The organism is Anatilimnocola aquadivae (assembly GCF_049819085.1).
In the GTDB taxonomy this organism is placed as follows: Bacteria; Planctomycetota; Planctomycetia; order Pirellulales; family Pirellulaceae; genus Anatilimnocola.
Map to the genome: position 1 here is coordinate 6,573,420 of NZ_CP187419.1, position 13,269 is coordinate 6,586,688.

A 13,269-nucleotide genomic window follows, 5' to 3' on the forward strand; every position below is an offset into this window, starting at 1 on the left:
TTATTTGTAGAATGGCGACTCTCAAAAAGGTCACCTATGCCCGTTGAAGCCAAACCGCTCTTTCGTCCCGACGTGCTGCGCTCGCATCTCTCGGGGTTTCAACTGCCACCTCTCCAACGCAACAAGTTGCAGCATTGGGCAGATGAAATCTCATCGGGCCGAGTTGATCGCTTTGGTGAGCAAGAGATCCTGCCTCAATTTCTCAGCGACCTATTCATGGAACTGCTGGGCTACCGTGGTCCGGTGGGTAACGACCGCTACACCATCGCCGTCGAGCACCACGTGCAGGTCGATGGCAAGTATGCCGATGCCGTGCTGGGCGAATTCAACGGCCACAAGCGATTTGTGGTCGCTCTCGAAGGGAAGGGCCCGCGCGATCCGCTCGACCGCCCCTTTGCCGGCCGCCGCATGTCGGCTGTCGACCAAGGCTATCGGTACGCCATCAATCTCCCCTGCGATTGGATTCTCGTCACTTCCATTCGCCAGACCCGGCTCTATCACAAGGGCTCCGACCAGCAGACCTACGAGCGGTTCGATACCGAGCAACTGGCCCGCGACGAAGAGGCCTTGCGCCGGTTCTACTTTCTGCTGGCTGCCGAACGCGTGGTGCCGACCGAGGGACCGTGCCACTTTTACAGCTTGCTGGCCGAGTCGGAGAAAGTGGGCCGCGAACTGACGAAAGAGTATTACGTCAACTATGCCAACATGCGGCAAGATGCCTTCGAACATCTCTCGCGCGACAATGCTTCCTGCTCGCGCCACGAGGTGCTGGCCAGCACCCAAAAACTGCTCGATCGGGTGTTGTTCATTGCCTTTAGCGAAGACCGCGGCCTGCTGCCGAGCCACACCATTCGCAAGGCCTACGAGCATCGCGATCCCTATCATCCCCGCCCAGTCTGGGAGAACTTTCGCGGCCTGTTTCAGGCGATCGACCGGGGCAATGCAGCCCTGGGCATTCATGCTTACAACGGCGGCCTGTTCGCTCACGATCCGATTCTCGACGGCTTTCAAGTTTCGGACGAGGTGTGCGGCTACTTTCGCGAACTGGGCGAGTTCGATTACAGGCCGCCACACGTAGCGAGCGGCGAAACCAAAGTCATCGACGTCGATATTCTTGGGCACATCTTTGAGCAGTCGATTACCGACCTCGAACGTCTCCGCAACGAACTCGACGGCCTCACCGAGCCGTTGGGTGCCGACAAGCATAAGACACGGCGGAAGAAGGAAGGGGCCTTTTATACGCCGTCGTTCATTACGCGCTACATCGTCGAGCAAGCCCTCGGCGGCGTCCTGAAGGACCGCTTCGAACAACTGCGAGCGCAGGAAGCCAAGGCAGCAAAGGGAACCGCCAAGACGGCGCTCGCCGATCCGCTCGTGTATCAACTCGACAAGTTAACCGCGCCGGCCCGGGCGGCGCTCGTCAAGTTCTGGGAGGCCTGGCAGGACGAACTGGCCACCATCAGGCTGCTCGATCCAGCGTGCGGTAGCGGCGCGTTTTTGATCGAAGCCTTCGACCAATTGCATGCCACGTACGAACGCTCGAACGACCGGCTGGCCGAACTGCGCGGGCATCGGACCCTGTTCGATCTCGATAAGCGGATTCTCGAAAACAACTTGTACGGTGTCGATCTGAACGAAGAGGCCATCGAAATCTGCCGGCTCAGTTTGTGGATCAAAACGGCCGAGCGGGGCAAAGCCCTCACCAGCCTCGACCATCCGATTCGCGTCGGCAACAGCGTCGTGGCCGATCCGGCCGTCCATCCGCGTGCCTTCCATTGGCAAGAAGCCTTTCCCGAAGTGTTTGCCCAAGGTGGCTTTGACGTGGTCGTGGGAAATCCGCCGTACGTGCGACAAGAATGGCTCAGCGATTACAAACCTTATCTGCAAGCTAACTACCAGTCGTTTCACGGCATGGCCGACTTGTATGTTTACTTCTACGAGTTGGGCTTGAACGTCCTCAAGCCTGGCGGCTTGCTATCGTTTATCGTCACCAACAAATGGATGAAGGCCGGCTACGGCGAACCGCTCCGCCGCCTTTTCGCTGAGAAGTCTTGGGTCGAATCGGTGATCGACTTTGGTCATGCCAAACAGATCTTCGCCGATGCCGATGTCTTTCCTTCGATCATCGTCGCTCGCAAGCCGACGAAAGCGGCGAAGCCAACAACCGCCCGCCTTTGTTCCATTCCCCGCGAGCAATTGCGAGTCGATGATTTGAGCCGACAGATTGAAGCTGAAGGTGTGGAGTTGCCACTAGCACAGTTGGGCACAGAGAGTTGGCAACTGGAGCCAGCCGGCGTGACGCAATTGATGGCCAAGATTCGCGCCGCGGGCATTCCGCTTTCGGATTTTGCGCGAACCAAGCCATCGCGGGGAATCCTTACCGGATTAAACGAAATATTCTTGATTGACAATCAAACCCGCAACCGGCTCGTACAAGCTGATGCCAACTGCTCAAACATCATCAAGCCCTATGTTCGTGGGCAGGATATTGATCGCTGGACTTCCGACTACGCAGGACTTTGGATGATCGCGATTCGCTCAAGCGGCGATTTCCAATGGCCATGGTCAAACGAACACGATGATTCCGAGGCTCTGTTTGCGAAGACGTACCCAAGCGTGCACTCTTGGATGAAACCTCGTGAAGCCGACTTGCGTAAGCGTCAAGATAAAGGACGGAATTGGTGGGAATTGCGAGCATGCGCATATTGGAATGAGTTCGACAAGAGAAAGATCGTCTACCAAGAGATTCAATTTCATCCATCATATGCGATTGATTTAGTAGGCCAGTACGGGAACAACAAGACGTTCTTTATCGCGTCCGATGATCAATACCTGCTTGCGGTGTTGAACTCGCCGCTGATGTGGTGGCACAACTGGCGGTTTTTGCCTCACATGAAGGACGAAGCACTTTCGCCCGTTGGATTTCTCATGGAAACTCTCCCCATCGTAGAACCGACTAAAGCGATTCGCCAACTCGTAGAAAAGTGCGTCACTCGTTTGCTTCTGCTCACCGACAATATGCGGGAAATGCGTCGTACAGTCCTTGATTGGTTACGTGTGGAGTACGACATCGAAAAGGCAAGTCTCAAGCTGCAAGCGCTGACGGAACTTGATTCGGACGCCTTTGTCGCCGAAGTGAAGCGGATTCGGGGGAAGAAGAATCCACTGTCGGCGGCTGCCCTCAAAAGCCTGCGGGACGAGCACGCGCGGACCATCGAACCGGCCCGCGCCCAAGCGGCAGAGGCTTTGCAACTTGAACGCCAATTGAGCGACCTCGTGAACGAAGCATACGACCTGACGCCGGCTGAGGTTGCCCTGATGTGGGAAACGGCACCTCCCCGCATGCCATTCACGCCACTCGCCACCTGAAGCATGGCCACGTGAGCCATCGCCATCAGGGGGCTCGCCAGGTCTAAAGCACCGATGGTGCTGGACGTTGGTCTGAGGTGAATGTGAAGATATCAGAGTGATGTTATGGTGTTATGGTTATTAAGTGCAATGAAGTTGCTTGACAAAGGATCATCAATAGTTCATCTATAGATTTGTAAAGGTGACCGAGCAGGTGGCCAAGGGAGTTGTTGAACGAGAGGTGAACTGGGAGCGGAGAAGTTGATTGCGAGGTGCGGGGCTGTGTCTGAGAATCGAGACACGGCGGCGCTGGAAATGCGCAGTGAGGGAGGCCGGAGCAAGGAGGTGGCTGAGTGGTGGCGAGGGTCTGGTAGTGCACAAGCCAATGAACCCCCGGGGCAGGCCCGGGGGCGGGAGGACAATGCAGGCGAAGCAGGCCGGGGCGGAGAGGACAACGAATCGCGGGGCAGGCCCGGGGCGGATAGGAGAAGGTGCCGAGGGGCAGGCCGGGAAAGGGAGGGGGGATGGGCGAAGATAATAAATGGTTATCAAGAAACCATCGAAATTCGCGCATATGTTGACGGAAGTGGTTGGCGGGGAAGGGTTAGCGGCAAAAGGTTATCAGAAAAAATGTCGCGAAAAGGTTATCAAAAGTGGTTATCAGAGGGAGAGCGACGGGGGTGGCTGAGTGGTAGCGAGACGTCTGGTAGTGCAAAAGCCAATGAACCCCCGGGGCAGGCCCGGGGGCGGATAGGAGAAGGCGCGGGGCGGGTAGAAGAAGGGAGTGAAGATGGGGAAGGGTCGGGGAAGGGTCGGGGAAGGGAGTGAAGATGAGGAAGGATTACGAGTGGTCGTCAAATGGTTATCAAGAAACCATCGAACTTCGTGAATATATTGACGGAAGTGATTGGCAGGGAATGATTAGCGGCAAAAGGTTATCAGAAAAAATGTCGCGAAAAGGTTATCAAAAGTGGTTATCAGATGGAGAGCGACGGGGGGTGGCTGAGTGGTAGCGAGGCGTCTGGTAGTGCAAAAGCCAATGAACCCCCGGGGCAGGCCCGGGGGCGGAAGGAAGAGGGAGGGGAGGCAGGATGATCTGACCGCCGCCTGCTCGCAGCGCGAACCGGCTGCGGAGTACCAAGGAGAGGGAGTTCGGAAGGGAGGAAGAGACGGAAAAAGGGACAGGTTTGCGTTGCCTTGTGACCCATCGGTGGGGCGGTACAATGGGCAGTTTGGGTTTTCATGGAAGCAGTCGCGGCGGGAAACGTCGGCAGCGGGAGCTGTGGACGGTGAGCGCGGCGAAGTGTCAGCCGTTCTTGGGCGGGGAATGAACGAATGTCGTTCTTGGATTGGATTAGTGGGCGAGTTTTCAAGTTCGTCCATGGCAATAACCTGGTGTACAACACCTGCTGGGAAGATCCCCGGCTGGACCATGTGGCGCTGAACCTGGGTCCGCAAGACAACGTGCTGGTGATTACCTCGGCCGGTTGCAATGCCCTGGACTACGCCATCAAGGGCCCGAATCACGTGCACGCGGTCGATATGAACCCGCGGCAGAACGCGCTGCTCGACCTGAAGAAGGCAGGCATTCGCGGACTGGAGCACGAAGACTTTTTTCAAATGTTTGGGCAGGGTTATCACCCCAACGCCCGCAAGCTGTATCAAGACAAGTTGCGGAAGGACTTGCCGCAATGGTCGCAAAATTATTGGGACCGCTGGATTAAGTTTTTCGCCGATCGGAGCCGCAGCTTTTACTTTCGCGGCACCAGCGGGCAGTTCGCGCGAATGATCAAGATCTATACCGATCGCGTGATCGGTGTGAAGCCACTGATTGAACAAGCGCTCAATGCCAAGTCGATCGAAGAGCAACGCGAAATCTACGATAAGCACCTGAAGGCCAAGTTCTGGTCGCGGCCGATGAAGTTCGCGATGAATCGCGATACCACGCTCTCGATGGTCGGAGTCCCGAAGGCGCAGCGTCGACAAGTGGAGAAGCAGTACGAAGGTGGCATCTTGAAGTTCGTGCAGGACAGCGTCGAAGCGGTCTTTCGCGACCTGCCGCTGCAAGACAACTACTTCTGGCGCGTCTATATGACCGGCAGCTACACGCCCGAGTGCTGCCCGGAGTATCTCAAGCCTGACAACTTCCAAAAGCTGAAGGGTGGCTTGGTCGATCGCGTGACGACGCACACCGATTCGGTGCAGGCGTTTCTCGAACAGCACAAGGGAACCATTTCGCGGTTCGTGTTGCTCGATCACATGGATTGGCTCAGCGACAAGTTCTTTCCGCTGCTGGAACTCGAGTGGCAATCGATTCTCGAACGGGCCGAACCCGGCAAGACGCGCATCATCTGGCGCAGCGGCGGTCTCGAGACCGACTTTATCGAGAAGGTCAGCGTGACCGTGAATGGCAAGCAGCGGTTGCTCTCGGAGCTGCTGCGGTATCATCCCGAACTGGCCGCTGAGTTGCATCAGAAGGACCGCGTCCACACCTACGGCAGCTTTTACATTGCGGACCTGGCGGCTTGAGTTGGTGGCGAAGTTGCACCTTGATTTACCTCACCTCGATGGAAGCGGAAGTTCAACATGGGTTGGTGGTCCGATCTGAAGATTCTCTATCACCTGGCGGTGAAGCCGGTGCGCGGCAAGGATCATGCTGCGCGGCTGGAGAGCTTCTACTCGGGGCAAGCCGATGCCTATGACGACTTTCGCAAGCGGCTGCTGAAGGGTCGCCAAGAGATGTACTCGGCGGTGCCCGTGCCCGAGAACGGCCTGTGGGTCGATATGGGTGGCGGCACCGGCGCGAACTTGGAATACATTGCCGATAAATTGCCGAAGCTTCGCAAGGCTTACGTGCTCGATCTGTCGCCGTCGCTGCTAGCGGTGGCGCAGAAGCGAATCACCAGTCGCGGTTGGACGAATGTCGAAACCGTCGAAGCCGATGCCACGACCTTTCAACCTGCCGATGGCCCAGCTGACGTGGTGACGTTCTCATACTCGCTGACGATGATTCCCGATTGGTTCGCGGCGATCGAGAACGCGCTCGCGATGCTCAAGCCGGGTGGCACGCTGGGCGTCGTCGATTTTTATGTCTCGCGCAAGTACCCTCGCGATGGCCTGAAGCGGCACAGTTGGACGACGCGCACGTTCTGGCCGAACTGGTTTGCGATGGACAATGTTTATCCGTCTTCCGATCACGTGCCGTTTTTGCATCGCCACTTCGAACCGCAGCGGTTCGACGAAGAGAAGGCCAAGGTGCCGTACATTCCGCTGATGCGAATGCCGTATTACGTGTTTGTGGGAAAGAAGCGTTGAGCTGACATTGTTCTTGGCAAAGAGGCAGCTGGCGAGCAAAATAGAACCACGTTGTCCTGCGATGGATTTGCAGGGAAATATGCTTGCTTCTCTCCCAAGCATGCAGGCATGAATCGCTTTAGGAGTCCTTCGCATGGCCACGTTCAGTCGTTCGCTCATCCTCTGCTGCGCGGTCGCGTTGGCTGGTCTGAACTTGTCGGCCGCTTCGGGCCAATCGCTCGAGTCGCTGAAGAAGGCCCAGGAGCAAACGCACAAGCATCTCGACAAGATGCTGGCGGCGACCATTGGAATTCACCTGGAAGATTCATCGGGCAGCGGCGTGATCGTTAGCGAAGATGGCTACATCCTCACAGCCGCGCATGTGATTGCCGTGCCGGGGGACATCTTCGAAATCGAACTGAGCGACGGCCGCAAAGTGAAGGCGAAGTCGCTGGGGATGGATCACGATTTTGATGCTGGGATGGCCAAGATTCTGGGCGAAGAGAAATGGCCCTTTGTCGAGATGGCAAAGCAGGCTCCGAAGCCTGGCGATTGGTGCCTGGCCACGGGACACCCTGGCGGCATCTTCACCGATCGCAAACCGCCGCTGCGACTAGGCCGCGTGCTGGTCGCGGGGGATGGCAGCGATCCACTCGAAGGCATTCAAACCGACGCGACGGTTTATCCCGGCGACTCCGGCGGCCCGCTGTTTAACCTCGATGGCGAGGTGGTTGGTATTCACTCGAACATTGGCTACGACGTGCTCGAAAACCAGCACGTGCCGGTCGAAGTCTATCGCCGCAACTGGGAAGATTTTAAAGCCAGCAAAGAAACAGGCGACCCGATCTCGCTGGGCGAAGAGGATTTCTTTCTGTTCGATTTCATTCCGCAATCGGTCCTCATTTTCTATGACACGATTGCCAGTTGGTTCACCTCGACCCCCGACTGGTATCGCCTAGCGAAAGATAGCGCCGAAACGCTCGCCGGGACAGAGACAATCACGCAGCCTTTGAAAAAAACGATTATCGATGTGCTCGCCGACGAAGTTCCCGTCGCCATGGGCGTCGCGGTAAATCGGCGCGGCCTGGTGCTGACGAAAGCCAGTTCGCTGAAGGGGGAGATTCTGTGCGTCATCAACGAAGAACCCTTCCAGGCGAAGATTGTCGCCCGTGATGAAGTCCACGATTTGGCCCTGCTGCAGATTGTTGATTCACCGCGACTCAAGCCCGTTGTCTGGGCCGACCATTCGCCGAAAACGGGCGATTGGCTGGTGACACCCGACGTCGATTCTTCGCCGCTCTCGCTGGGCATTATGAGCAATGCCGTGTGCAAGATTCCCGGAGCTTCGGCTCCGCGTGGGGCGATGAAAGTCGAAGTGGGGGATGCCATCGAAGGGGGCGTGCAGATCAAGCGAGTCCTGTACGGAGGTCCTGCGGCCCGCGCTGGGATGCGTGTGAACGACTGCGTCGTGGAGTTCGACGGCAACAAGATCGCCGACGCCGAAGCTCTGTTCAAGCAGATGGAAAAGACCAAGCCCGGCCAAGAGATTGCGGTGAAGGTGAAGCGCGCCGAGCAAGAGATGCAGTTCAAGCTGAAGCTGGTGTTGTTCGTCGACGAGGACGAAGAATACTCGGGCAGCTTGAGCGAACGGCGCGGTGGTTTTCCCGCGGTGTTTGCTCACGATACGGCAATCATTCCTGAAGCCTGCGGCAGTCCGGTGCTCGATCTGAATGGCAAGGTCGTGGGGCTGAACATCGCTCGCGCGGGACGTGTAACGAGCTATGCCATTCCCGCCGACGAACTGAAAAAAGTAGTGCCCAAGCTGGTGAAGAAGGCCAAGCGAAGCGAGAAGAAAGAACTGGCCCAAGCGAAGGCCAAGGCCGAAGCAGAGAAGCCGATGCCGGCCAGCGGTGAGGCAGCCAAAGAGACACGACCGGCCGTAACAACGCCAGCCCCAATGGCACCTTAAGGGACTGCTCGGTACAACGGAGACATGTCGCCATCCACGGGCTCCAGCCAACCGAACAGCAGTTTTGCTAGTCGCCTTGTCGACCTCTACCTGCGCGGTCGCTGGATTTGGCTGGCCATTGCCATCGTGATTGCGGCGATTGCCTATCCCGCTGCCCAACGCGTCAAGTTCGACCGCAGCGTCGAGCGGATGTTTGCGTCCGACGATCCGTTACTTCCTCCCTTCGAACGGCTCAAGCGGCAGTTCGGCGGCAACGAAGTGGTGCTGGCCGTTTATCCAGATGACGGACTGTTCAACCCCGATGGCAGCGGGTTGAAGCGAGTCGCTGATGTTCGCGCGCGACTGGAAAAAGTCGACGGCGTGCTGGACGTGCTGAGTCTCGCCGAGATCAACTCATTGGTGGAGCAGATTGGCGCGGCTCAGAACTTGGGTGGCATCTTTAACTTGGGTAGCAAGCCCAAGTGGAAGGGGCCGCCGCTGCTCGATCCTAACAGCAAGGTCGCCGCCAACTTCCTCCATCTGTTTGAGGGCTATACCCACGGGCCTGATCACAAGACCGCAGCCTTCGCCTGCATGCTGGAACCGCCCAAGCCGGGCGAACTGCTCGACGCTCAACGACGAGACCGGACGATCAAGGCCCTGCGCGAAGTAGTGCAAGACTTGCCCAACAACTTGAAAGGTGGCGTGCTGGCCGGTGAACCCGTAATGGTGGTCGAAGGGTTCAACATGCTGGAGAAAGATGGCCGGCGGCTGTGGCTATGGTCGACCATCATGCTGGCCGTCACCGTCGTGGTCTGCTTCTTCAGCTTTCGCTGGCTCCTCGCACCGCTGGCCGTCGTGAACTGGGCGTTGCTGCTGACGCAAGCGACGCTCGTTTGGTCGCAGCTGGAATTGACGATGGTCAGCTCGATGCTGTCCGCCATCATCACGGTCGTTGGTGTCGCCAGTGTGGTACACCTGATTGTCCGCTGCCGCGAACTGGAAGCCGAAGGGATTCACCCGTACAACGCATTTCGCACCTCGATCCTCGCTCTCGCGATTCCCATCGCCGGTGCCATTGCGACGGACGTGGGCGGCTTCGGCTCGCTCTGGTCCGCCAAGGTGGGGCCGGTGCAAGACTTCGGTACGATGATGTTCATCGGCTCGCTGATGGTCATTCCGGCGATCTCGTTGCTCCTCCCGGCGATCTCGCTCTTGGGCATTCGCTCACCGACAAGTTCCAACGAATCCGTTGCGGTGAGTTCATCGGCGGCCCATACGTCGTGGATCGACAAGCGGCTGCATGATGGCCTCACCTGGTTGCTGCGAACGATTCGCGGCCGGCAAGGCGCGGTCGGCATCGTCCTCGCGCTGGTGTCGGTGTTTATCGCTTTCGGAGTTTCAAGGTTAGACGTGGAGACCGACTTCACGCGGAATTTTCGGCTCGATAGCCAGGTAGTGAAGTCGTACGAGTTTGTCGAAACAAGGCTGGGTGGTGCTGGCGTTTGGGACGTCATCATTCCCGCACCACGCGAACTGAACGAGGCCTATCTCGACCGTGTACGTAAACTGCAAGCGCGACTGCGGGCGATTGAGTTCCCAGCTGTTGATAAACAACCCGCGCGGCCCGGCCTGACGAAGGTCATCAGCTATGTTGATGCGCTGGATGCCATCAAGGTCGAAGGTGTGCTGGCGGCCGTCCCGCTGACGATTGAATTTAAGTCGGCGAAGATGGCGGAGGAGTTGCCGGTCTTCACTGCGGCGCTCCGCTCACTTCCAGCTGACAAGGAGCAACCGAGCCACCTGCGCATCATGCTGCGTGCTCGCGAGCGGCAATCGGCAGAACAAAAACGCTGGCTGATCGAGCAGGTACGAACCATCGCTTTGGAAGAGTTTCCGCTGACGCAGGCCAGCGATCCGACGACCGGTGCCGAAGTGACCGGCTTCTTTGTGCTGCTGACCAGCCTGATCGAAAGCATGCTGCGAGATCAGTGGATGACGTTTGCCGTGGCTACGGCGGCGATGGGCTTCATCATGCTGGTGCTGTTTCGCAGCTTGAAGCTGGCCTTGATTGGAATTGTGCCGAACGCCGTACCGATCCTACTGGTGATGGGCTTGCTAGGCTGGTCCGGCCTGCGAATCAACATGGGCGCTGCTATGATCGCCGCGGTTTCGATGGGGCTCTCGGTCGATAGTTCGATCCACTACCTCGATACGTTCTTGCACGCGACTCGACGCGGCCTTTCGGTAGACGCGGCACTCACCGAAGTGCAAAGCAGCGTTGGTCGCGCGATGCTCTTCACCACGCTCACGCTCGATCTGGGATTCTTGGTGCTGTGTACGAGCGAGTTCATTCCGACGGTCTATTTCGGGGCGCTAGTAAGCCTCGCCATGATCGGCGGCCTGGCGGGAAACCTGATTATTCTGCCGCTGCTACTAGGCTGGTTCGTGAAAGATCGACCAGCCTAGATCAGGCAGGACTCACGCCGCTGGCGAGCAGCACCGATTCTTGCACGGCCAGATCGTGAGCGTAGGAGTAGTCGCAGGCCTTTTCGCCGCGAATGATTGCCGCCATATCGGCGGCATCGCCCTTGTAACGCGGGTAATTGCCGAGCTTGATCTCGTGCGTCCCCTTCTTGTACTCGCCGCGATCCTGGTCGAGCGTATAGCGGATATTCGGGGCATCCAAGGGCTGGATGTGGAACGTGCCCGCGGTGCCACACACGGTGAATTGCCGCCGCGAGCCGCCATCCACTTCCACAGCCGAAGACTTGACTGTCGCGATTGCTTTTTTGTATTCAAACGTGGCTAGCATATTGTCGACCAGCTTGTCTTCGCGAGCTGAAGCATGGCGTCCGACGGCATGCACCGCATCGGGCCTGCCAAGCGTGCTAACTACCAGATCGATGACGTGGCAACCCAGTTCGAACATGATGCCGCCAGGAAACTCGGCGAGGTTGTCGCGATCGCCCGCTCCCACGACCTTGCTCATGACCGTATGTACTTCGAAGAGCTCGCCGAGCCAACCTTCGGCGAGAAACTTGCGCATGACGAGCACGGCCGGGCTGTAACGAAACATATAGCCCATCTGGACCATCAGCTTTTTATGCTCCGCCTGCTTGAGAATCCGCTGGTAGTGCGACAGCGATTCACCCGCCGGCTTGTCGAGGTGCACATGCATGCCGGCGTTGATTGCCAGTTCTGCGTTGGCGAGCAAATCCTTGACTTTCGTCTCGACGAGAACGACCTGCAGACCGGGGGTATTCAGCAGTTGCTCGGAAGTCATCCAAGGCAGGTCTTTGTAGACATCTTGCTTCTCACTACGCCCACGCAGCTTTTGGTCCGGCTCGCAGATGCCAACCACTTCGTAATCGTCCGAAGCACGATAGACGCCCAGCTTACTAGCGTGCGCATGTCCGGTGCCGATTTGAGCCACCTTGATGCGCGGCTTCTTCGCTTGCGCATGAACGGCTGGTGCGCTAAGAACCGCTGCGCCGATAGCAGCGGTCTGGATAAAGTTGCGACGGGATACTTCGCGAGGCATCGGATTCAACTCCGGTGATCAGCTCGCAGCGACGGCCTCGAGCGAGTCGCTCGTAACACTCGCGTCGGTTTGCGGCATTTCGAGCACCACCTTAATGCCTTCGCCGGACTGCATCAATTGAAATCCCTTTTCGAACTCGCGCATCGGCAACTTGTGGGTGACGATGTCGTCGAGTTCCAGCCGGCCGCTGAGGAGCAGGTTCTCCATTTGGTACCAGGTTTCGAACATCCGCCGACCATTGATGCCGAGCACCGTCGCGCCCTTGAAGATGATGTCGTTCGGCAAGTCGAGCGCGACCGGTTCCGCAGGCAAGCCCAGCAGTGCCGCTGTCCCACCGTTTCGTAGCGCGGTGAAGCCTTGGCGAATGGCTTTGGGGTGGCCACTCATTTCAAGCAACACTTCCGGCCCTTGATCGTGCGTCAACTGACGAGCGGTGGCTGGCCAGGTGTCATCCGAGGCATCGAAGATGTGGTCGGCACCGATTTTTTTGGCGACTGCGAGACGTCGCTTGTCGCGGTCGGTCACCAAGATCAAACCGGCACCAGCAGCTCGCGCGACGGTCACTGCCATCAAACCAATGATGCCCACGCCGGTAATGAGCACGCTGCGACCACTTACGCCGGCCGCCATCACCGTGTGCACCGCATTGCCAAGCGGATCAAAGACGGCCGCGATGTGATTCGGGATCTTGGGGTGAACTGGCCAGACATTTTCTTCTGGCACGGCGACATAGGTGGCGAAGCAGCCGTTGCAGTCGATGCCGAGAATATCGACTCGCTCGCAAATGTGGCCGTTGCCAGTGCGGCAAGGCTGACACACTCCACAGCCAATATGCCCTTCGGCACTGACCCGCTGCCCCAGTTGTGCACGGGTGACGGCGGATCCCAGAGCAACGACCTTCCCGACAAATTCGTGACCGGTCGTGATGCCGACGGCCACGCGACTTTTGCTCCAAGCGTCCCACTCGTAAATGTGGCGATCGGTGCCGCAGATGCCGGCGTGAGTCACGGCAATCAGCACCTCGCGGGGGCCAATGCGGGGGAGCGGCGTATCTTCCTGCAGCCACAAGCCGGGCTTGTCGTAGAGTTTACGCAGGGCAGGCATCGTTTCGGGAAAGCGGGCGTTCATCGGCAAT

General features: G+C 58.1%; 8 protein-coding genes. 6 read left to right on the forward strand and 2 right to left on the reverse strand.

Translation table 11 applies throughout. From position 1 onward, the window contains the following. Positions 1 to 36: 36 nt before the first annotated feature. The 6 genes from NA78x_RS25915 to NA78x_RS25940 all read left to right on the forward strand — a co-directional run bounded on the left by NA78x_RS25915 (position 37) and on the right by NA78x_RS25940 (position 11,059). Positions 37 to 3,369 carry an Eco57I restriction-modification methylase domain-containing protein gene (locus tag NA78x_RS25915; protein WP_425615271.1) on the forward strand — a complete coding sequence of 1,111 codons (3,333 nt, stop codon included), beginning with the start codon at positions 37 to 39 and terminating at the stop codon, positions 3,367 to 3,369. An 809-nt stretch (positions 3,370 to 4,178) separates the two neighbouring features. Continuing rightward, a complete protein-coding gene (locus NA78x_RS25920) occupies positions 4,179 to 4,361 on the forward strand; it encodes a hypothetical protein (RefSeq protein ID WP_425615272.1) in 183 nt (60 codons plus the stop codon). 322 nt (positions 4,362 to 4,683) lie between these two features. Continuing rightward, complete coding sequence (locus tag NA78x_RS25925; protein ID WP_425615273.1) at positions 4,684 to 5,877, forward strand: DUF3419 family protein; 1,194 nt, start codon at positions 4,684 to 4,686, stop codon at positions 5,875 to 5,877. Between the two features lie 57 nt (positions 5,878 to 5,934). Next, positions 5,935 to 6,663 (forward strand): class I SAM-dependent methyltransferase, encoded by a 729-nt coding sequence (locus NA78x_RS25930; RefSeq protein WP_425615274.1) that lies wholly within the window; start codon positions 5,935 to 5,937, stop codon positions 6,661 to 6,663. A 133-nt stretch (positions 6,664 to 6,796) separates the two neighbouring features. Next, positions 6,797 to 8,611: a trypsin-like peptidase domain-containing protein gene (locus NA78x_RS25935; RefSeq protein ID WP_425615275.1), complete on the forward strand. Its 1,815-nt coding sequence runs from the start codon at positions 6,797 to 6,799 to the stop codon at positions 8,609 to 8,611. A gap of 24 nt (positions 8,612 to 8,635) precedes the next feature. Continuing rightward, positions 8,636 to 11,059, forward strand: a complete 2,424-nt coding sequence (locus NA78x_RS25940; protein WP_425615276.1) for an efflux RND transporter permease subunit — start codon at positions 8,636 to 8,638, stop codon at positions 11,057 to 11,059. 1 nt (position 11,060) lies between these two features. On the opposite strand, the gene NA78x_RS25945 is transcribed toward NA78x_RS25940, so the two are convergent. Both NA78x_RS25945 and tdh read right to left on the reverse strand, forming a co-directional pair. Continuing rightward, positions 11,061 to 12,134: a Gfo/Idh/MocA family protein gene (locus NA78x_RS25945; protein ID WP_425615277.1), complete on the reverse strand. Its 1,074-nt coding sequence runs from the start codon at positions 12,132 to 12,134 to the stop codon at positions 11,061 to 11,063. An 18-nt stretch (positions 12,135 to 12,152) separates the two neighbouring features. Further along, on the reverse strand, positions 12,153 to 13,262 hold the full coding sequence (gene tdh, locus NA78x_RS25950; RefSeq protein WP_425615278.1) for an L-threonine 3-dehydrogenase: 1,110 nt from the start codon (positions 13,260 to 13,262) through the stop codon (positions 12,153 to 12,155). Positions 13,263 to 13,269 lie beyond the last annotated feature (7 nt).

Bases quoted from the DNA above. Each gene is read 5' to 3' on its own strand.
- NA78x_RS25920 (WP_425615272.1), top strand. From the start codon at position 4,179: ATGAGGAAGGATTACGAGTGGTCGTCAAATGGTTATCAAGAAACCATC.
- NA78x_RS25930 (WP_425615274.1), top strand. From the start codon at position 5,935: ATGGGTTGGTGGTCCGATCTGAAGATTCTCTATCACCTGGCGGTGAAG.
- NA78x_RS25915 (WP_425615271.1), top strand. From the start codon at position 37: ATGCCCGTTGAAGCCAAACCGCTCTTTCGTCCCGACGTGCTGCGCTCG.
- NA78x_RS25925 (WP_425615273.1), top strand. From the start codon at position 4,684: ATGTCGTTCTTGGATTGGATTAGTGGGCGAGTTTTCAAGTTCGTCCAT.
- NA78x_RS25940 (WP_425615276.1), top strand. From the start codon at position 8,636: ATGTCGCCATCCACGGGCTCCAGCCAACCGAACAGCAGTTTTGCTAGT.
- NA78x_RS25935 (WP_425615275.1), top strand. From the start codon at position 6,797: ATGGCCACGTTCAGTCGTTCGCTCATCCTCTGCTGCGCGGTCGCGTTG.
- tdh (WP_425615278.1), bottom strand. From the start codon at position 13,262: ATGAACGCCCGCTTTCCCGAAACGATGCCTGCCCTGCGTAAACTCTAC.
- NA78x_RS25945 (WP_425615277.1), bottom strand. From the start codon at position 12,134: ATGCCTCGCGAAGTATCCCGTCGCAACTTTATCCAGACCGCTGCTATC.